General features: G+C 57.7%; 21 protein-coding genes. 8 read left to right on the forward strand and 13 right to left on the reverse strand.

Annotated features, from left to right (window positions below; translation table 11 throughout):
- Positions 1-411, forward strand: coding sequence for a hypothetical protein (locus H9L05_RS08070; RefSeq protein WP_187733722.1), 411 nt, complete (start codon positions 1-3; stop codon positions 409-411).
- Between the two features lie 64 nt (positions 412-475).
- On the opposite strand, the gene pta is transcribed toward H9L05_RS08070, so the two are convergent.
- Both pta and H9L05_RS23385 read right to left on the reverse strand, forming a co-directional pair.
- A complete protein-coding gene (gene pta, locus H9L05_RS08075) occupies positions 476-1,894 on the reverse strand; it encodes a phosphate acetyltransferase (RefSeq protein ID WP_223284813.1) in 1,419 nt (472 codons plus the stop codon).
- A gap of 73 nt (positions 1,895-1,967) precedes the next feature.
- A complete protein-coding gene (locus H9L05_RS23385) occupies positions 1,968-2,564 on the reverse strand; it encodes an AAA family ATPase (protein ID WP_223284814.1) in 597 nt (198 codons plus the stop codon).
- Positions 2,565-2,993: 429 nt separating this feature from the next.
- Here H9L05_RS23385 and H9L05_RS24920 point away from each other — a divergent pair, with 429 nt between their 5' ends.
- The 4 genes from H9L05_RS24920 (at position 2,994) to treF (ending at position 8,007) form a co-directional block, all read left to right on the forward strand.
- The gene (locus H9L05_RS24920; RefSeq protein WP_262892655.1) at positions 2,994-3,530 is read left to right on the forward strand and encodes a family 43 glycosylhydrolase; all 537 of its coding nucleotides are present in this window, start codon (positions 2,994-2,996) and stop codon (positions 3,528-3,530) included.
- A gap of 41 nt (positions 3,531-3,571) precedes the next feature.
- Entirely contained in the window at positions 3,572-3,994 is a 423-nt protein-coding gene (locus tag H9L05_RS24925; RefSeq protein ID WP_262892693.1) for a family 43 glycosylhydrolase, read from the forward strand.
- A gap of 395 nt (positions 3,995-4,389) precedes the next feature.
- Positions 4,390-6,186 (forward strand): serine hydrolase domain-containing protein, encoded by a 1,797-nt coding sequence (locus tag H9L05_RS08085; protein ID WP_187733723.1) that lies wholly within the window; start codon positions 4,390-4,392, stop codon positions 6,184-6,186.
- A 234-nt stretch (positions 6,187-6,420) separates the two neighbouring features.
- On the forward strand, positions 6,421-8,007 hold the full coding sequence (gene treF, locus H9L05_RS08090) for an alpha,alpha-trehalase TreF (RefSeq protein ID WP_187733724.1): 1,587 nt from the start codon (positions 6,421-6,423) through the stop codon (positions 8,005-8,007).
- Positions 8,008-8,043: 36 nt separating this feature from the next.
- Here treF and H9L05_RS08095 read toward each other — a convergent pair whose 3' ends face one another.
- Positions 8,044-9,072 carry an SMP-30/gluconolactonase/LRE family protein gene (locus H9L05_RS08095; RefSeq protein ID WP_187733725.1) on the reverse strand — a complete coding sequence of 343 codons (1,029 nt, stop codon included), beginning with the start codon at positions 9,070-9,072 and terminating at the stop codon, positions 8,044-8,046.
- A gap of 213 nt (positions 9,073-9,285) precedes the next feature.
- Here H9L05_RS08095 and H9L05_RS08100 point away from each other — a divergent pair, with 213 nt between their 5' ends.
- Positions 9,286-9,972 (forward strand): SOS response-associated peptidase, encoded by a 687-nt coding sequence (locus tag H9L05_RS08100; RefSeq protein ID WP_187733726.1) that lies wholly within the window; start codon positions 9,286-9,288, stop codon positions 9,970-9,972.
- Between the two features lie 76 nt (positions 9,973-10,048).
- Here H9L05_RS08100 and H9L05_RS08105 read toward each other — a convergent pair whose 3' ends face one another.
- From H9L05_RS08105 to H9L05_RS08120, 4 genes are all read right to left on the reverse strand, one after another.
- A complete protein-coding gene (locus H9L05_RS08105) occupies positions 10,049-10,261 on the reverse strand; it encodes a hypothetical protein (RefSeq protein ID WP_187733727.1) in 213 nt (70 codons plus the stop codon).
- 242 nt (positions 10,262-10,503) lie between these two features.
- The gene (locus tag H9L05_RS08110; RefSeq protein ID WP_187733728.1) at positions 10,504-10,845 is read right to left on the reverse strand and encodes a hypothetical protein; all 342 of its coding nucleotides are present in this window, start codon (positions 10,843-10,845) and stop codon (positions 10,504-10,506) included.
- Between the two features lie 232 nt (positions 10,846-11,077).
- Positions 11,078-12,235, reverse strand: a complete 1,158-nt coding sequence (locus tag H9L05_RS08115) for a S1 family peptidase (protein WP_187733729.1) — start codon at positions 12,233-12,235, stop codon at positions 11,078-11,080.
- 49 nt (positions 12,236-12,284) lie between these two features.
- A complete protein-coding gene (locus H9L05_RS08120; RefSeq protein WP_187733730.1) occupies positions 12,285-12,872 on the reverse strand; it encodes an RNA polymerase sigma factor in 588 nt (195 codons plus the stop codon).
- A gap of 131 nt (positions 12,873-13,003) precedes the next feature.
- On the opposite strand from H9L05_RS08120, the gene H9L05_RS08125 reads away from it, so the two are divergent.
- Positions 13,004-13,234: a hypothetical protein gene (locus H9L05_RS08125; RefSeq protein ID WP_187733731.1), complete on the forward strand. Its 231-nt coding sequence runs from the start codon at positions 13,004-13,006 to the stop codon at positions 13,232-13,234.
- A 154-nt stretch (positions 13,235-13,388) separates the two neighbouring features.
- Here H9L05_RS08125 and H9L05_RS08130 read toward each other — a convergent pair whose 3' ends face one another.
- From H9L05_RS08130 to H9L05_RS08150, 5 genes are read right to left on the reverse strand one after another with little or no spacing between them, the layout of a single operon-like run.
- Positions 13,389-13,991 carry a hypothetical protein gene (locus tag H9L05_RS08130; protein WP_187733732.1) on the reverse strand — a complete coding sequence of 201 codons (603 nt, stop codon included), beginning with the start codon at positions 13,989-13,991 and terminating at the stop codon, positions 13,389-13,391.
- The gene (locus tag H9L05_RS08135) at positions 13,958-14,638 is read right to left on the reverse strand and encodes a hypothetical protein (protein WP_187733733.1); all 681 of its coding nucleotides are present in this window, start codon (positions 14,636-14,638) and stop codon (positions 13,958-13,960) included. The genes H9L05_RS08130 and H9L05_RS08135 overlap by 34 nt, the downstream gene beginning before the upstream one ends.
- Positions 14,563-15,195 (reverse strand): hypothetical protein, encoded by a 633-nt coding sequence (locus H9L05_RS08140; RefSeq protein WP_187733734.1) that lies wholly within the window; start codon positions 15,193-15,195, stop codon positions 14,563-14,565. The genes H9L05_RS08135 and H9L05_RS08140 overlap by 76 nt, the downstream gene beginning before the upstream one ends.
- A 12-nt stretch (positions 15,196-15,207) precedes the next feature.
- Positions 15,208-17,490 (reverse strand): DUF4175 family protein, encoded by a 2,283-nt coding sequence (locus tag H9L05_RS08145; RefSeq protein WP_187733735.1) that lies wholly within the window; start codon positions 17,488-17,490, stop codon positions 15,208-15,210.
- Positions 17,487-18,002, reverse strand: a complete 516-nt coding sequence (locus H9L05_RS08150) for a hypothetical protein (protein WP_187733736.1) — start codon at positions 18,000-18,002, stop codon at positions 17,487-17,489. Before H9L05_RS08150 ends, H9L05_RS08145 begins: the two co-directional genes overlap by 4 nt.
- 12 nt (positions 18,003-18,014) lie before the next feature.
- Here H9L05_RS08150 and H9L05_RS08155 point away from each other — a divergent pair, with 12 nt between their 5' ends.
- Positions 18,015-18,173 (forward strand): hypothetical protein, encoded by a 159-nt coding sequence (locus H9L05_RS08155; protein WP_187733737.1) that lies wholly within the window; start codon positions 18,015-18,017, stop codon positions 18,171-18,173.
- A 175-nt stretch (positions 18,174-18,348) separates the two neighbouring features.
- Here the strand turns inward: H9L05_RS08155 and H9L05_RS08160 are convergent, their stop codons facing one another.
- Positions 18,349-19,062 (reverse strand): BatA domain-containing protein, encoded by a 714-nt coding sequence (locus H9L05_RS08160; protein WP_187733738.1) that lies wholly within the window; start codon positions 19,060-19,062, stop codon positions 18,349-18,351.
- Positions 19,063-19,238: the final 176 nt, after the last annotated feature.

The raw sequence follows: 19,238 nt of genomic DNA on the forward strand, positions 1-19,238 counted from the left end.
ATGATGGAAAGTAAATATGTAATGGTCTATATTTTATTTGTATTCTTTATCTCTTCCTGCGATTTAGAATTAAAAAATACTGGTTCTAAAGATGCTTTGATAAAAAATAATGAATTGAAAGAAGTTGCTGAGAGATCAAGCTCTGCCCTTAATAAGAGTGAAAATCATTTTAATTCAAAAATATTAGGTGCATGGACTAATAATAGTAGTGAGAATGCTATTTTCGATATAAGAAAAGATAGTATTTATTATGTTGATGATTTGATCTCATACAAATATTCAATGAACAGAGATAGTATTAAGATTGACTATCTGGATTGGGCTTTTGTTGGTGCAGTAAGCTTTGCTAGAGATAGTTTGATAATTAGTTCAAAAGATGGAGTGACAAAGTATTGGAAATTCGTGAACTGATATGATTAATAATAGTAACCATAATCATATTTTTAATTCACTTGCTTCGGAAATTCTTCCCGCACTACCCCTGCGCCTGAATAGCGGTGATAATCACCGTATTCACCACGTCTTCCACGGTGCAGCCTCGGCTTAAATCATTTACCGGCTTATTCAGCCCTTGTAATACCGGGCCGATGGCCAAGGCGCCGGTTTCGCGCTGCACGGCTTTGTAGGTGTTGTTGCCGGTGTTCAGATCGGGGAAGATGAGCACGCTGGCCTGGCCGGCTACCGTAGAGTCGGGGAGCTTCTGGCGGCCCACGATAGGGTCGACGGCGGCGTCGTACTGGATAGGGCCTTCTACTTGCAAGTCGGGGCGCAGTTGGTGCACGAGCTGGGTGGCGCGGCGCACTTTTTCTACTTCCGCGCCCTCGCCGGAGGTGCCCGAGGAGTAGGAAAGCATGGCTACGCGGGGCTCGATGCCGAAGCGCAGGCTGCTCTCGGCCGAGGAAATGGCAATTTCGGCCAGCTGCTCGGCGGTGGGGTTGGGGTTCACGGCGCAGTCGCCGAACACGGCCACGCGGTCGGGCAGGCACATAAAGAACACCGATGACACGACCGATACGCCCGGCTTGGTTTTGATAAACTGCAAGGCCGGCCGGATGGTGTGCTGGGTGGTGTGCACCGCCCCCGATACCATACCGTCGGCGTGGCCCTGGTACACCATCATGGTGCCGAAGTACGAGACATCCGTCATCATGTCGCGGGCCATGTCGAGGTTCACGTTTTTGGCTTTGCGCAGCTCGTAGAGGGTTTCGGCGTACTCGGCGAAGCGGGGCGCGTGGGCCGGATCAAGCAGCTGAATGCGGCTTAGATCGAGGTTCAAACCCAGGCGATTGACGGCCGCCGCGATGGCCGTGGGGTCGCCGAGAATGGTAAGGTCAACTACGTCGAGCTGCTGGAGGCGGGCGGCGGCGCGCAGAATCCGGTCGTCGTTGCCTTCGGGCAGCACAATGTGGCGGCGCTGACTTTTGGCCCACTGCATGAGCTGGTACTGAAACATGTGCGGCGTCATGCCCTCCGCTTTGAACGTAACCAGCTTTTCTTCCAAAGCGGCCACGTCTACGTACTGCTCGAAGGTGTTGATAGCCAGCTCAATCTTCTTCGGATTATCGGGCGAAATGCGCGACTGGATAGCACCTATCTGGGTGGTAGTGAGGAAAGTGCCGGTCGAGACGGACAGGATGGGTATCACGGTTTCGAGTCCTTCGAGGAGGCGCACCACGTACTCATCCGGGACGATGTCGCCGGTGAGCACGATGCCCGCCACCTTCGGGAAATTAGCCGAGGCGTTGGCCTGCAAAGCGCCCAGAATAATATCGGCGCGGTCGCCGGGCGTCACGATGAGCACGTTTTCCTTGATGCGGCGCAGAAAGTTGGGCACCTGCATGGCCCCGGTGATGAAATTGTCGACCTGGTTGCTCAGAAGGTGTTCGCCGAGCAATAATTTGCCCCCAGCTGCTCCTGAATCTCCTGCATGCTGGGGCTGCGCAGGCTTTGGTTTTCGGGAATGACGGTCAGGACGATACCCGCCGGCAATTGCCCCCAAGCAGCTCGCGCACGGTGTCGGCTTCGCTGGGGGGCATTTTGTTGACTATAATGGCCAGTACGGGCACTTCGCGGCCTTCAAAGCTGCGCAGCATCGTGAGGGCGGCATTCACTATTTGATTGGTGGTTTTTGCCTCGCCCGAAATCATGAGAATAGCCGGCGCCCCCAGATTTTTGGCAATGGAAATATTGGCGTCAAATTCAAACGCTGTTCCCGCGCCCAGAAAGTCGCTGCCCTCCACCACGATAAAGTCGTAGTGCTCCTCCAGGGCCTTGAACTTGTGGATGATCGTGTCGATAATCTCGCCTTGCGTGTCCGTTTCCACCAGGTGCATGGCGTCCGCGCGGGTGTAGGCGTAGGCACCATCGTAGGTGATGGGCAGCCCAAAATGACCGATTATCGTCTCGATGTGGGCGTCCTTTTTTTCGGCCGGCTCAAAGTTGATGATAGGCTTGAAGTAGCCGACTTTGGGCGTTTTGCGCAGCAGCATGTTAATTAAGCCCAACGACACAAGCGACTTGCCGCTGTACGGCTCGGCGGCGGCAATAAAAACGGTTTTGGTCATAATGCGAAAGCGAGAGTAGGTACTGCTGTACGGTTTGGAAGCGGAGTGAGGCGGAATAGAGTTGAGGTTATGAAGTAGACGACAGGTTCAACTAGTTACAAAACGTTGTGCAGAGCGAAGCGAAGCATCTCGCGTATTTGGCTGGGTTACTAACTCAATTCAGATAGAACGTCATGCTGAGCTTGTCGAAGCATCTCTCCTGCAATGGTAATCTCAACGAAGCGGTAGAAATGCTTCGACTCCGCTCAGCATGACAGTTAGCGTAGCAACGACTGCGAGCGAGATGCTTCGCTCTGCATGACCACCTATTTACTTACAATAAACCAGCAACCAGAAACAATAGCTACTGTCGAACTTCCAGCGTATTCAAGCAAGTCCGACGCGTAGCAAGCCTGTTTTATCCTAGCCTTTATTCTGATGCCGACCAAAATGCCACCCAGTACTTATACCAATCCTATCCTCAACGAGGACTTTCCCGATCCAACCATTATTCGGGCCGCCGATGGTTATTATTACGCCTACGGCACCCAAACGAAATGGCGCAAGCAGCTGATTATCAATATTCAGGTAGCGCGCTCTCACAATCTGATTGATTGGGAACTGCTGGGTGATGCGCTGCCGCAAAAGCCCACCTGGGCCGATACGACCCAGAAGCTGTGGGCGCCCCACGTGAGCGAGCACGACGGGCTGTATTACCTCTACTTTTCGGCGTTGCCGAACGGCGCTACTAAGGAAGATCTGTGCCTGGCCGTAGCGGTGGCTGAGGCACCTGCCGGCCCGTTTGTGGATATTGGTCAGCCGCTGCTTTGCGGCAAAAGCTTCATTAACATTGACCCGATGAGCTTCGACGACCCCGCTACCGGCAAGCGCCTGCTATACTGGGGCTCGGGCTTCGGGCCCATCAAAGTGCGAGAGCTGGCCCCCGACCGCGTGTCTTTTGCCCCCAGAGCATTGCAATTGACCTGATTCAGCCGGTACCGGATGCGGCTCCGACCAACTATCAGCGCCTGGTAGAAGGCGCGTGGGTGATTCTGCGCGATGGGTGGTACTACCTGTTTTACTCCGGCAACAACTGCTGCGGCCCCGATGCTCACTACGGGGTGCTGGTCGCCCGCTCGCGCAGTGCCACCGGGCCGTTCGAAACCTTGCCCCAGGCCACCGGCAACCCGAACAGTATGCTGCTCGAAGGCAATGAGTACTGGCACGCCCCCGGCCACAACTGCGTAGTAACCGACGCGGCCGGGCAGGATTGGCTGGCCTACCACGCCATCGACCCGCATCAGCCGACCTTCGACGCCATCGACGCCGAGCAAGGCTACTCCCGCCGCATCATGCTCCTCGACCGGCTGGAATATCAGGATGGCTGGCCACGTTTGGTCAGCGGCGGCACTCCTTCGCATCAGGCCCAGCCTGCTCCGATAACCGAGTAAACGGCCCGAAAAAGCCCCCCAAGCCTTTTGCTCCACCCGTCATCAAGTGGATATATGACGCACAAAGCAAGTGGTCTGGGAGGCTTTTTTGTCGGCTTTACTTACGCTGAAAGCCGGCGCTCTGCTGCGGTGGCTAAACCTCAGGAAGGCACTACCTCTTCCGTTATTCGGCGAGCATAGAATAATATAATTTTACTATGTATGCGGTCGTCTTTCTTTAGATACATACTGTCACGTTTTCAGACTAATAGGCAATTGTGCCTCATGAAAAATTTATAATAATCATCAGATTATTAACCCGCTAATCTTGGAATTGTGGAATAAAAATGGCGTAACAACAGGCGCTGCGCTAGAGCAGAAGCGAGCATGTTGGCTACCCTTTTTATCTCCCTTTTTTGAAGAAACTCTACACGCTCGTTTTACTGCTGCTTTCCTTGCGCGCTGGCGCCCAAACGGGGGTGTCGGTACCAGAACTCGCCCACTTCGATACCGCTATCCAGCAGTTTGTGCAGCGGTGGGATGTGCTGGGCGCGTCGGTAGCGCTTAGCCGCGGCGATAAGCTGGTGTACGCCCGCGCTTTCGGCTACGCCGATCAGGCCCGCACCACGCCGCTGCAACCACACCATCTGATGCGAGTGGCCAGTTTGTCGAAGCCCATCACAGCGATGGCCATTATGAAACTGGTGGAGGAAGGCCGCCTCGACCTCGCCCACAGAGCCTTTGGGCCCGAGGGCTATCTGTCAACTGCCTACTACACGGAGGTTATCGACGACCGCCGCATCTATGATATTACGGTGCAGCAACTGCTGGAGCACAGCGCCGGCTGGGACCGCGAGAAAAGCTGCGATGGTTTTGCCAGCTGCGACCCCATCGATTTTCCGGAGCATGTAGCCCAGGTGATGAACGTGCCCAATCCCGTGGGCGACTCCACGCTGGTGCGCTTTATGCTGAGTAAAGGCTTGAATTTCAGGCCCGGCGCTCGCTATGCCTATTCTAATATTGGCTACCTGGTGCTGGGTAAGATAATTGAGGCCGTAACCCTGCAACCGTATGAAGCCTGGGTGCGCGACCACCTGCTGCTGCCCAGCGGCGTACGCGAAGCTCACCTCGGGCGCAACTTATTGTTAGATAAGCAGGAGCGCGAAGCCGAGTACGACAGCCATTTTCAACAAGCCTCGTGCTATGGCACCGGCGAAACGGTGCCGGCGGCCTACGGCGGCTGTAACGTGGAAGCCATGAACGCCCACGGCGGCTGGATATTCACCGCCCGCGACCTTACGCGCCTGCTCATGGCCGTGGATGGCTCCAAAGGCCGCCCCGGCTTGCTGAGTACCGCCACTATTGCCACGATGGTAGAGCCCTCCGCCGTGAATGCGCGGTATGCGAAAGGCTGGCAGGTAAACCCCGCCGGCAACCGCTGGCACAGCGGCTGCCTCGATGGTACGGCCACCTATCTGGTGAGGGCAGAAAAAGGCTATACCTGGACCATCCTGCTGAACACCAGGCGCGACGATGCCGCCTTCTGGACCGAGCTTGACCGCCTGGGTTGGTCTTGTGTTCGCCGCGCCTCCAGATGGCCTGCTCATCACTTGGTTGGTCCTGACCAGAACGCTGCCCAGCTTACGGGCACGCCGCTGAGTAAAACGAGCGCCTTGCTGAGGTGGGCCAATGGTACCGGCAACCGCCGCCTGGTGTTTATGAAAGCAGATAGCCCCGTCGATGATTTTCCCCTTGATGGCGCCGACTACGTGGCTGATGCCCGCTTTGGGAAAGGTCAGGCGTTGGCCGGCGGTAGCTTTGTGGTAGCCGATGGCGAAGCGGATACGGTGATGGTTAAAAACCTGGACCCCAACCGGGCTTATTTCGTGCGCGTTGTGGAGTATGCCAAATCGGAGACGACCAGCCATCAGGCACTTTATGCGCTGGAGGAGAATGCCACCATGATTTTGAATGAGCACCTGGCCGAACCGAACCTGGTTGCCGCCCAGACCGAGCTGCAACTGGAGCCTAACTCAGCCTACACGGAGCTTGCGCTGCAATTAGTGCCTACTGCGCTTTCCAACCAGGCTTCTTACCTGCCAAATGATATTTTGCCCCCCGGCTCCGCTTCCCCGTCGCTGGAGGCAGTGGGCACTCAGCCGGGCCGAACCCGCGAGCCGGGGCGCGCAGTGCTGCGCCTGTTTACCAAGTAATGGTAATGCCAGCGGGTAGCTTCCGGCCGGCTCAATGAATGCGAGAGTCGGTAGTCAATACCAAAAAAGCCCCCGGTACTCAGCTGGGGGCTTTTTTTCGTGGCTATGATAGGCAGGATGAATAAAGAACTGCGCTTGGATGCGTATGCGAAGAAGAGCCTGCTTGCCTGACCTGGCTGAAATGGGGGAGATTTCGTACTTTTTAAAAACCTGCCGCATTCAAGCCTACTACTGATGAAAAGACGGTTGCTCCTGCTTCTGCTATTTCCGCTGATTATCAGCGTTCATGCCCAACAACTCACGCCCCGACAGCTATATCCGGGGCTGTTTGAGGAAGTACAGCTGGGCCGCATCTACCCCGACAACAAAACCTTCGTAGATGCCCTGCCCAAAGAGGACCCGGAGACTATCATGCAGGCGTATGCGCAGCAAAAGAATACACCGGGCTTCCAGCTTAAGGCATTCGTTGACGCACATTTTTTGCCCCCCACAGCCGCTACTACGCTGTATAAAAGCAATGTAGCCGCCGGGCTGCGGGCCCATATCGATACGCTGTGGTCGGTGCTGGCTCGCCCCGCCGATGCTGGGGGGCAAATTTCGTCCTTGGTGCCCTTGCCCCACCCGTACATTGTGCCTGGGGGGCGTTTTCGGGAGGTGTATTATTGGGATTCCTACTTCACGATGCTGGGCTTGAAGGAAGATGGGCAATTCGCACTTATCCGGCAGATTCTGAACAACTTCAGCTACCTGATCGGCAAGTATGGATTTGTGCCCAACGGCAACCGGACGTACTACCTTACCCGCTCGCAGCCGCCGTTTTTTTCGCTGATGGTGGGTCTTTTGGCGCAGAGCCAGGGCGATACGGTGCTGGTGCGCTACCAGGAGCCCCTGTTGCGGGAGTACGCCTATTGGATGGCCGGGGCCGAATCGCTGGCCGTTGGGCAAGCCGACCGCACAGTGGTGAAAATGCCCTCCGGCCAGGTGCTCAACCGCTACTGGGATGCCAGCGACCAGCCCCGCGAGGAATCGTACGTGGAAGATGTGACGGCCGCCAAGCTCAGCTCCCAGCCAGCCGCCACGTTTTACCGCAATGTGCGCGCGGCGGCCGCTTCCGGCTGGGATTTCAGCACCCGCTGGTTCGACGAATCGGGGAAGCTGGCCTCCATCCAAACGACCAATCTGGTGCCCGTCGATTTAAATTGTCTGCTGTATAACCTCGAAAAGACCCTGGCGCGCACCTACGAGCTGCAAGGCAACGCGGAGCAAGCGCGTAGCTATCAGGAGAAAGCAGCTGGGCGTAAAGAAGCCATTCTGGCGTATTGCTGGGATAAGAAAGCCGGCTGGTTTCAGGACTACAACTGGGTGCTGGGGCAGCGCTCGACTATCCGCACCCTGGCGGGCGTTTTTCCGCTGGCTTTTGACGTGGCCACCCGCAAGCAGGCCCGGCAGGTAGCGGCCGGGCTAAAGAAAGATTTTCTGAAGCCAGGCGGCCTCGTAACAACCCTCAACACCAGCGGACAGCAATGGGATGCGCCCAACGCCTGGGCTCCCTTGCAATACATGGCTATTCGGGGGCTGGAAAACTACCGCCAAAAGGAGCTTGCCAGCACAATTGCCAGTCGTTGGGTAACGCTTAACAGCAACGTGTTTCAGCAGACGGGTAAGCTGCTGGAGAAATATAATGTGGTGAATACAACCCTGGAGGCCGGAGGTGGTGAGTACCCTCTGCAGGATGGCTTTGGCTGGACCAATGGGGTGCTGCTCAAGGTAATGAACCAATACAAGATGACGGGAAAAGAGGCCGCGCGAAAGTTCAGGTAAGAAATAACGCCATAGACAATAGCAACGGCGGTTATGCTACCAGCCGGCCCCTTTGGTTAGAGTGCGCACGCGGCACAGATAGTTGCTCGCCGTCAGATAGAGCGTGCTGCCGTCGTCGCCCCAGGCTAGGTTGGCAGCTGCTACTGGCAAGCTGATGCGCCCCAGATGCGTGCCATCGGGGCCCAATATGTGCACGCCGCCGGGGCCCGTGGTGAAGACGTTGCCCTGCCGATCTACCTTAATGCCATCGGGCATCCCTTTTAATTCTTTGGTAAGCGGGGTGGCGTCGAAAAAAACGCGGCCTTTTCCTAAGCTGCCATTCTCACGCACCGGATAGGCCATCACTACCGCCCGCTTCGGGTCCGATTGGGTGACGTACAGGGTTTTTTCGTCGGGTGAGAAAGCCACACCGTTGGGGCGCGTCAGGTCCTGAGTGAGCAGCGTTACCTTCCCGGATTTTGCGATGTGAAATACACCACTGAAATCCAGCTCGCGCCGTGGGTCTTTCTCCTGCTCAGGCAGGCCGTAGGGCGGATCGGTGAAGTAGATGTCGCCGTTCGATTTGATAACCAAGTCATTGGGGCTGTTCAGGCGCTTGCCTTCGTAGCTGTCGGCCAGAGTGCGCTTGCCACCATCTTTTAGCAGCACCGATATACGCCGGTCGCCGTGCTCACAGGCTACCAGCTGGCCTTGCTTATCGAAGGCCAGGCCATTGCTGCCCGGCTCCTTACTGTAAGTGCCCAGGCCAGTGTAGCCGGCTGGCTTCAGGTATTCGCGCAGGGGCTCGCCTTCCTTCCACCGATAAATAACGTTTTGCGGGGCGTGAGAAAACAGCAGCGCACCTTCCTGCTTCGACCAGACCGGTCCTTCGGGCCAGGTAAAACCCGACGCCAGTACTTCGATTTCGGCATCGGGCGCAACCAGCTGATCCATGGCTGGCTGGTCGCGGATAATGCTGCCCAGCGTGGGATACACGGGCGGCGTGGGCTGCGCCCGGGCGGGTGCGACGTGAGCCAGCAGCAAAGAGGCGACACCAAGTAAGCAAAGCAGAAACGGCTGGTCCATAAGCGGAAGAGAAAGGCTACCCTAGTCGTTACGGGCGCCGCCGTATCGTGTTGGGGTGGAGCAGCGGCAAAAAGCCCCCAGCAGCTACATTGCTCCACTGCCTGGCTGAGAGGGGCGTTTCGCTCACAACTTCTACGGGCGGGCCGGCGTAACCAGATACGTGCTTTCAGCGCCTTAAGAAGCCTTCTCTCTCACTGATTTTCCTGTCAGCTTATGTGTGGCCGCTATACATTTATTTCGCCTGCTCCCGCCATCGAGGAGCGTTTTGACGCCCGCTTCACGGAGGAAATGCCCCCCAACTATAATGCGGCCCCTTCGCAGCATCTGCCCATCATTACCAATAGTGCTCCCGGCCAGATTCAGCTGGTACAGTGGGGCTTGGTGCCGGGGTGGGTGAAAGACATTAAAACGGCGCTGAAGCCTATAAACGCCCGCGCCGAGACCCTGGCCGAGAAGCCCTCGTTTCGGCAGCTGCTCCAGCGCAAGCGCTGCCTGGTGCTGGCCGACAGCTTTTACGAGTGGCAGCAAGTGGCGCCGCCGGCCGGAAGCAAGGGCAAAAAAGCCAAGGTGCCCCACCGTATTCTGCTGCGCAACGAGCAGCCGTTTGCCTTTGCCGGCCTCTGGGACGAATGGGCCGACCGCGAAACGGGCGAAGTGCTGCCTACTTTCACCATTATCACCACGGAGCCCAACGACCTGATGGCCAGCCTGCACAACCGTATGCCCGTGATACTGCCCGACCGGAAAGCGGAGCTCGCCTGGCTCGACGACGGCGTATCGGTGGATGAACACCAGCACTTGCTTTGCCCATACGCCACCGAGCTTATGCAGGAATATACCGTCAGCACCCTCGTCAATTCGCCCGCGCACAACTCCCCCGAGGTGCTGGCTGCCGCTTAGGAAGTACCACAAGATCCAGATCTGACTTCACAAAAAAGCCCCCAGAGTTTATCTGGGGGGCTTTTTTGGGAGCTACCTAGTAGATAGCGCGTACGAGTGGACGGCCTTTGTGGCGCGGGGCTTTTTTGTGTTTGTACTGCGCTTTAATGGGCTTGCGCTTGGCGTAGGGCCCGATGGCGACAGGCGCTGTTACGGCCAAAGGTCTTATCGCGGCAGCCACTGTGCCAACTGTTTCGCCCAGAGCCATAAACAGCAGGGTGCCAAAAAGCAGAAAGTATTTGTGCGGCATAGGAGGAAGGAAAAGTGAAAGAAGGTGGTTGAGGTAGGTGCAGTGTGCTAAACATAGGAACTTATATGTATTATAAAAAATATTTACTTTTTTATATAGTAGAACGCTGCTGCACTAGCGGTTCTGTTCATTGGGCTACAAAGGATAAGCATACAGCTACAAAAAAGCCCCCGGATATATCCGGGGGGCTTTTTTCGGGCTATACCGAAAAGCTTTATGCGCTTTACCAGTCGGCCAGAAGCTTACGACGCCTGGCTAGCCTGAGGCTTGGGACCGTTGTTTTGCTTTTTGTTCTTTTGCTCCTCAACTGGCTCAGCTGACGTATCGTTGTCGTCGGCGGCTTCCACCACTTGGTTTACTACCACCACCGCTATGGCGGCAATAGCAGCGATTCCGAAAATCAGCTGGGTAGTCGTCAAACGCTGAGCGGTCTTTTTTAGCAGCGTGCCACCATGAAGGAGCAGATCGTCAATGCGGTCGTGGTTGCCCTGAAAGATAACGTGGTAGGCACTTTCGAGCGTCCGGGTTACGTCTTCGGGCAGAATTTTCTCTAATTGAGTTTCTAGTTGTGTTTGGTTGTCCATAGCGGAGGTTAGCGAAACGAGTGAAAAGTCGATACAGGATAGTGGCAAAGCCACCGGGAAGCGTGTACGCAAAAACTCATTCGCGGGCTGTCCTTTTTTCAATTAACCTCGAATAAGCCTCGCTGCCAATGCTTCAGGTAAAGGAAAGCCAACCCCCGGCATTAAGATTTGAAACCATCAAAAAAGCCCCCCAACATTTGGGGGGCTTTTTTGGGATAAGAAATAGGAGGGCTTATTCGTAGACCTTTACCACGAAGACAAAATCCTGTAGCTTGCGCAGCTGCTGCGGACGGGTGTTGCCGGTCAGCTGATTGAAACGCGGCAGGTTATACGGCTGAGCGGGCTTTGCCGTGGCCAACGAATCGACTAACCGCATCAGGTACGACGACTTGGTGGCGAAAGCGGCGCTTTGCACATCCATCTGCCGGCCACTGATGATACCAATCAGGTTGCCCCGGTCATCAAGCAGCGGGCCGCCGCTATTGCCCGGATTCACAGGAATAGAAATCTGATAAAACCCGGTATCGCCTTCGAAACCCGAGCGGGCGCTTAGCGAACCATCGTTAAACACCAGATCCTCACGCGGATAACCCAAGGTATATACTCGCTCGCCTAGCTCGGCCAAGCCACGCTTGAAGGAATACGGCAAGCGGCCAAAGCCATTAAACTTTGGATCAGTGATGCGCAGGATAGCTAGGTCGTGGGCCACATCGGAGAAAACAGGCTCGGCGCGGAAGCGCTGCCGGTCGCGGCTCTCAATCAACACCGAGTCAGCTCCTTGAATAACGTGGTAGCTGGTTACCAGGTAGCCGTCGGTGGTCAAAGCAAAGCCTGTTCCGCTGAATTTGCCTGGGTTTGCTTCCTCGTTGGGGCGCGGCTCATCCATCAAGGTGAGGGCCTTATTCATCGCGCGCTGGTTGCGCTTGATGCGTTCTACCTCCCGCCGCAGCACGGTGTAGCCATACAGCGAAGGCTTTTGCTGGGCGGTGCGCCACATCTCCAGACCAAGCAAGGTAGCAAACACCGCCAGTATAGCCACCGAAGCAGCTACCGCAATAGTGGCGCGATGGCTGCTCCAGAACTCGCGCAGATGCTGCTCCGTGCGCGAGATGCGCATGATCGGCATAGTAGGGTGGCCCGTTTCGATAATGGCTTCCGTGGCGGCCTTCTCGGCATCCAGAGCGGCTTGCATAGCCCGCAGCTTGCGCCGCGTAGTCAGGCGCTGGCCGTAGCCATACAGCGTATCAGTCAGCTCATTAAAGTCGGCTAGCTGCTGGGCTAAGTCCGGCTCGGCAGCCAACCGGCGCTCCAGGGCATCCTGCTCCTCGGGGGGCAGCTGTCCGCTCTGATAAGCGTCAAATAAAGCGTAGTAATCAGCTTCAGTTTTCATAGGACTGGTCGGAAGCGAGCTTCCTCTATACTGGGAACCGAGCTTGTCGCTAAAAAGATTCTTCCTCCTTATAATGGGTGAAAAACAGCTTTTTTAGACGTACCAGGCACTTGTACTTTTGATTTTTGGCGTTGTCGGCATTGGTGTAGCCAAACTCAGCCGTGAGTTGCTGCATAGATTTCTCCTGCAGGTAAAAACCTTCAAGCAGCGACCGGCAAGGCTCTCCCAAGTGGTTGAGGGCTTCGGCCATGGTGGCAAAACGCTGGTCGCGCTCCTCCGCCTGGTCTACATCCGCTTCCGCACCGGTTTCGAGGTAAGGCTCATGGTCTTCGAGACGACCGTTAAAACGGTTTTTCTCAGCTAAACGCTTGAGCCACAGGCGGCGGCACACTGCGTAGAGGTAGGTTTTGATCTGGCAGCTCAGCTCCAAAGAGCCTTCGCGCACCTTTTCATAAAACACCATTACGCCCTCCTGATACACGTCCTTGGCTTCGTCCTCGGTGCCGCTGTTTTGCAGCACCAGGTGCGAAATCATGGGCAGATGCAGGCGGTATAGTTGTGCCAATGCCCGATCGTCGCCGCCCTGAATGGCAGCCACGAACTCTTCATCAGTGTAGGAAGGTTGACCCTTACCCATTCGCTTTGGTCTTTAATACAAGGAGAATGACTTAGTAACCCTCCCAAAATTTATTTTCTATCGTCGGGTTACCTTTCAGTCGAATGGGTATGAAGGACGTTTTTAGACAACATTTCAAACCTAACACCAAAATGAAGAACTTCCTGAAAGTATCTGCCCTGGCTTTTGTATTCGCTGCTGCCCTGACTTCTTGCGAGTCGAAGCCTGCTGAGACGGAAACCACTACTACCGAGATGAGCACTGAGACTACCGTTCCTGCTACGGGCGACTCTACTATGGCTGCTCCTGCTGACTCTGCTGCCATGACGGCTCCCGCTGACGGCACTTCGACTTCGACCACCACGACGACGACCCAAGAGTAAAAGTAAGCAGCTGCCGGTTCAAACCGGTAAGTTGCCAAACGACCCGGCTTCCTTAAACAGGAAGTCGGGTCGTTTTTTTGTGCGCTTACTGTTCTGTAATTGCTTCAGCGAGAAATCAGTAGCTGCAATAAGTGCGTCGGCTGTGGCGTCGGGGCTACAGTTTTTCCTCCAGCCACAAAAAGCCTGCCCCCAGCAAAAACAAGCCAAAGAACCAAACCGCCGGCCACGCCTGACGAGTGAGTATCGGTGAAGCCATCGTAGAGCCAGGCGAATCGGCCAGCCACACTTGTGCCGCCTGTTGGCGTAGGTCAGCTTCAGGGCCGAGCCAATTTTGCCCCCCAAACACGTAAAACGAATGCGTCGCCTTACCAGCCAGCGCCACGCGGTGCCACCCCGCCGAGTCGGGCCAGAATTGTCCGGTGCTCCACTCAGCCAAGCGCGTATCCTGACGCATAGCCAGGCGTATGGGCTGCGCTGCGCCCTGCACCGTAGGCGCGGTAGTAGGAAAGGGGGCCGCAGTTAGCTGTACTTCTACCGGGGTATTGGGGCGAGGCCAGGCAGTTGTCACCCGCCAGGCCGCCGTAGAAGTCTCGGGCCGGGCCACGGCAGTCAACAGGCGGCTCCAGTAGGCATTATACGTCAGCGAATCATTCTGCAGAGCCCACCGGAAGGTTTCGGGTAGCACCGATACGACCATCGTTCCGGCCCCCAGGCGCTGGGATGCTACCACGGCCTGCCCCTGGCCCGTGGTAACCATGGGGCGCAAGCGGGCCGATGGCCGCAAGGTAGCCGGTACTGTAGCAGTGGTGCGGCCCGAAGCCCCGGCCACTGAATAGGCTGAGGCTTAGCAGAAGCTGCCATAGCAACAGGTACAATACTAAAAGTCGCCCGAGCCGGCGTGAGGCGAGGCAGGGGGGCCGCGTCGGCCAACACAATCAGGCCCGGCCCACCAGTGCGCAGTGCGGTGGTAAGCTGTTGAACTTCGCCCCCTGAAAGCGTGGATAGCGTGCCCGCATCGGCTATGACAGCATCATAATGTGCTAGCAAACTGGGTGTAAGCCGGGAAATGTCGTGGGTGGGCTGATTGAGAAACTCCGTCTGCGTCAGGCCACGGCTGATGCCTACGCGCAAGGCTACCGCGTGCTGCCGCGTGCCGAGCTGATTTTTCAGGAATTTGAATTCAAAAGACGGTGTGTTGGCCAGCAACAACACCCGTAGGGCGCGGGTGGGTACTACCTCCACCGGCACGGGCTCAGAGGTCAAAATTTGCCCCCCACGCCGCGCTACCAGCTCGTACACGGCCAAGCCGGCCGCCTTCGGCACGTAGCTCAACCGAAAAGCCCCCGGCCACGCGTCAGGCGCACCGAGTCGCGCGGCGCGCCTGCTGCCCGCAGGTGGACCCATGTTGGCGTGGTGTTGCCAGCGCTGGGGGGCAAATTATCAAAGGAGCCCGCTATCTGCAGCGCCTGCCCTAGCTCTACGCGGGGCGTCCAATTGGCCACTCGAAAACCGGCCCGGGCGGGCGGTGCATGCCAGACTAGGCGGACCGGGCCGAGCAGGGGAAGGTCGGCGGCGGGCAAGCCTTTCCCCAGCACGTGCAGGATTCGCAGGTTGGGCTGCTGCTCTCTGATTTGCAGAATGTTGGCGGCCGTAACCGTGTCAGCTCCCGATACGGAACTGGTGCGCCACAGGCGGGTAGCCGGCCCCAGCTGGCGCAACAAAGCTCGTAGCGTATCTGGCTGGAAGCCCTCGGTGAGTAGAATGGTTTCGTGCTGTGCGCCTGGTATGCTGCGGGTGGGCGGAAAGGCTGTAAACCAAAGCCCGGCTCCGGCCAGCACGCCCGCCAACAGGCGCAAGGCAAGCCGCTGTCGGTTGGGTCGGCGCAGGGCGCTCCAGGTCAGCCCTGCTACTAAAAGCACGCAGAGGATAAGTAGCGCGTAATACAGAAACGTGGGGGGCATTCTAGACAAAGCTTACCGGCTTAATTCCTGGAAATAGCGCTGGGCCAGCGGGTTGGCGGCCGGCACCCGCGTGGGCGTCGCCGCCGGGGTGGGGAGAAGGCCGGTAAGCGCACGCTCCACGGATGGCACAAGCTCTAGGCGTAGCGGCCGGCCGGCGCGCACATCTGATACCAGGCCACGCAAATCGCGCAGGGCAGTGAGGTAGGCCCCCGGACGTTGCAGCGCGGCCTGCGCCAGGGCCTGACCCGCTTGTTCAAGTACTAAGGCATCAGTTGGTTTGGCAACCTGCCCGCGCCGAGTGGCGCCCAGCCAGCGCAAGGCAGCACGCACGGCAGGCTGCATGGGCGGGGGAGCAATTTTCTGCTCCCGGCGCGGCGCGGCGGCGTTGCCCATCTCGCCGGTAAGCCGAAGAGTAGCTTCTGGCAATATCGGCGGCGTAAAACCCGATTTCTTGACGTAAGCGCGCGTTTGCTGCTGCACTTGCTTGAGCAGGCGCAGGGCCCGATACTCGTATGGCAAAGCTTCCTTCAGCCGGCTGGTGCGCAGCCGCAGCTCGGCTTCCCACATTTGAGCCAGCACGCCGCGCAGCTTGGCTTTCACTTCTGGCTCCAGAAAGTCGGCCGTTTCGCTGTCGTCGTGCAGGTGCATGTAAGGCTCCATAAGCGCAGCCGTGGCAGCCTCGCCGGGAACGTCGGTAGCGGAAGGAAACTTGTCGCCGCTGTGGTCGTGGCCATCATCGGCCGAGTGCTCTTCCTGTTCGGTGCTTGGTTCCTGCTCGGCGGTAGCAGGATTGTCTTCCTCTTTTTTCGCTGCGGCCGGCCGGGTGGCCGTTTCGCCAATGCCCTGCTCAAACTCTTCGCCCAAAAACTTGCCATAGCGCATGCGCAGAATCTTCTGATCGAAGCCCAGATTGTTGCCGCGCTCCGCAACCGTAGTAGCGGGCAGGCGGGGCTGCTCGGCAATCAGCTTTTCAGTATCAATAATGATCTGGCGCTGACTCCGAAAGTACGCCGGAACCACGTTCACGCCCAACGACAGGTCGGAAGTGCCGTCTACCACGGCTGTATCTTCCCACTGCACTAAGTACGTGTCGGAGCGGGTGCTGCCGCGGGCGTTGTCCCAGGCCTGCACATAGAAATATACCTCGTCACCATAGGTCAGGCCAAGTTTGGGCAGACTAAGCAAATGGGTGGCCGTGGCTTGGGCGGGCTGTCCACGCAGCGGGCCGCTGAGGTCCGTAACTACTTCCGTAAATTTCACTGCTTCGCCCTGTCCCTGGGCTACTGTCGTTACCAAACGGGCTCGGCTCAGGCCGTAGTCGTCGCGCAAAGCCACCCGAATTGCTATTTGCGGCTTGTCGCCAAACTCAATGAGCGTATACGGCTTCGGGTTCTGAATCTGAACCACAGGAGCCTGATCGGGCTGCACATCAATGGCATAATCATCGGAGGCTTTGCCGGCAAAACGTATTCGATAAAGCACGGAAGCCGTCAGGGTTTGCTCTGCTGTGAAGGTGTTGGCTTGGCCGGGAACAGCCCGAAAAGCCACCCGCCGCGTGCCCAGCTCCAGCTGCGGCGGCGCGTCGGCGGCGCGGTTTACGCGCACCGTCCAGCGCACCTTTGACCCGCTAGGGCAGCGGAAAGAAGCCATGGCGGCACTCGTAGCGGCGCGGCGCGTATAAGGCGGCGGCGTCACGTTGATGCGCGTATCCGTAACGCGCGGCGCGGCTTGCGCGGCGGGATTAATCTTTTCTTCAGGAAAGTTCAGCGCTACGGCAGGGGCTACAGTTGGTGCCGGGGCCTGCGAGGTTGGCCGCAGCCACCAAGCTGCTCCCGCCAAAATAAGCAGCAACCCAGCCCAGCCCAGCGCCGGCTGAAAATCAAACGGGAGCAAAGTTTTCTCCGTGGCTTGCAGCCCCTGCAAGCGGCTGCTTACGCGTTGGTGCTGAAGGCTTTCCAGCAAATTCAGTTCCGATGGCTCGCGCAGCAATAAGCCAGTGCTGTCTTCCAGTTGCGGAAAACGCCGGTCGAGCTGCCGGGCTGTGGGCACCAGGTCAGCGTTCCAGAAGTGGCGTAGCTGAATGATGGCGTAAGCGGCCAGCAGCAGCGCCGCTCCTCCCACTGCCCACATCGGCACGGGCCAGTAGCGGGCAATTACCGCCAGCAAAATGCCCCCCACCCCAACAGGCAGCAACAAGGCGCCCGTTCGGCGCAGAGCATAACGGCGCCACTCGGCCCGGAGTGCGGGCGAGGCGGCCAGAGAAGGCGCTACAGCAGCTTGGGTTGTGGGTGTCATGCGGGAGAAACGGGGGAAGAAATAGGTCGCCGCCGGGCCAGCAGGCGCTCCAGGCCAAATAGCAACGCCGCTGCCAGCACCGCCCAGGCCCGCAGATCGGTGAAGGTGTCAGGGGCCGGCCGCACTGCTTTCCGGGGGGCATTTTCAGAAGAATCTGAACTGCGCTGAATAGCCGCCTGAACCTGGCTTGGCGCAATTACCCGCTGATCATTACGGGCCAAATCAAGTGTTGGTGCAGATGGCTGCAACAATTCAAGCAGCAAAGCCGGCAGCTCCGGACTATCCGGCAAGCCACTCCAAGCGGGGTTCAAACGCGTGTGCAGCGTGTATACCTGCCCGCGCCCTTCAGTTCGCCGCGACATTACTGCTTGGCCCGAGCCGTCAGTCCAAACAGCAGTGCTGGGGGGCAAAATAGCAGCCGTATCGCGACGCAAAACCGGAATCAGCACCTCCGCCCCGCAGGCCCGAATGAAGATGTTACGGCAGTTCCTGGCCCAGAAGCTTGTTGCCACCAGCTCAACCCTTTGTCTAGGCGCCGCTTCCACGCCGTCGATATAGGAGCTTTGCTCAGCCAGAAAACCCACGTCAGTGAGTCAGAAGGGGAGGGCTCCGAGGCTGAAACGGTAATGACCGGCGGCACTAAAAGGCCACTGCCCGCCGCCCGCAACGCCGCCGCCAGATAGCGCGCGTCCTCGGCCTGGTCGGCCGTGTAATATACTCTTAGGCGCATGGCTGCTTGCACCGGTACAGCCATCGAATCGTCTGCTCGCCGCACTACAGCCTGCTTGGTCGCACTTGTTTCATAGCGCAGCGGTGGCAGACCCGGCACAGACACAGCGCCCGCGACATCGGGCCGAGCTACTGTAATAGGCTGAAACGTAGTTTTTTCCTCATCACTGCGCCCAACCAGCAGGCGCAGCTTGTCTGCTCCGCTAAGGCCCGCCGCCTGCACCCAAGCCCCCGAATCAGGAGAAGGAATAAGCTGCCAGGTGAGGTTGGGGGCAAATTGGAGCGGGTGCCTTGCAAATCAGCCAGCTTGGCCGGTGTAAGCAAGTGCACCGGTCTGTCTGCGAAACGCTGAGCGGCCTGCGCGGCGCGGGCCCACAGAAAGTCTGGCTCTGTTGTATAGCCAGCACTGTCCGAAGCCGTTGGATTAGCAACTATAGCGGTCCATTCTTCCGCTGAGATTAGCGGAAACCTCTTCTCCAAACGACTTACCTCATACCCTCGCCGTCGCAGCGAATCGACTAGTGGCCGCACACTTGGCAGCGTAGCCGACGTCAGCAGCTCCGGGCTCACCAGCACCTGCCCCCGCGCGGGTGGGGCGGGTCGTTGCCACGCCGGTCCGGCCAGAGCTACCGCCAAGACTGTCACTATAGCCGCCCGCAACAGCAGCAGCAACAGCTGCTCCAGCTTCAGGCTGCGCAGGCGCCGATTGGCCGAGGCCGCCAGCCACCGCACGCTGCCCACCTGCACCGTGCGGCCCGGCCGCCGGTTCCAGAGGTGGATGGCCAAGGGCACCAGCAGCCCCAGCAAAGCCAGCAACGCAGATGGAGTGAGAAGGGTGAACAAGGTTGACTTATGAATTAGTAATGAAAGACTTTTCTAAACGACCGTCATGCAGAGCATCTCGCGTGTTTGGTTGGATTATCATTGCAACATCAGCACGCGAGATGCTTCGCGGCGCTCTGCATGACGGTCGTTTTGATTGATATATAATGAAGAAAACATCACTCATCTAAAAGTAC

This window comes from Hymenobacter qilianensis (genome assembly GCF_014489555.1).
Lineage (GTDB): Bacteria > Bacteroidota > Bacteroidia > Cytophagales > Hymenobacteraceae > Hymenobacter > Hymenobacter qilianensis.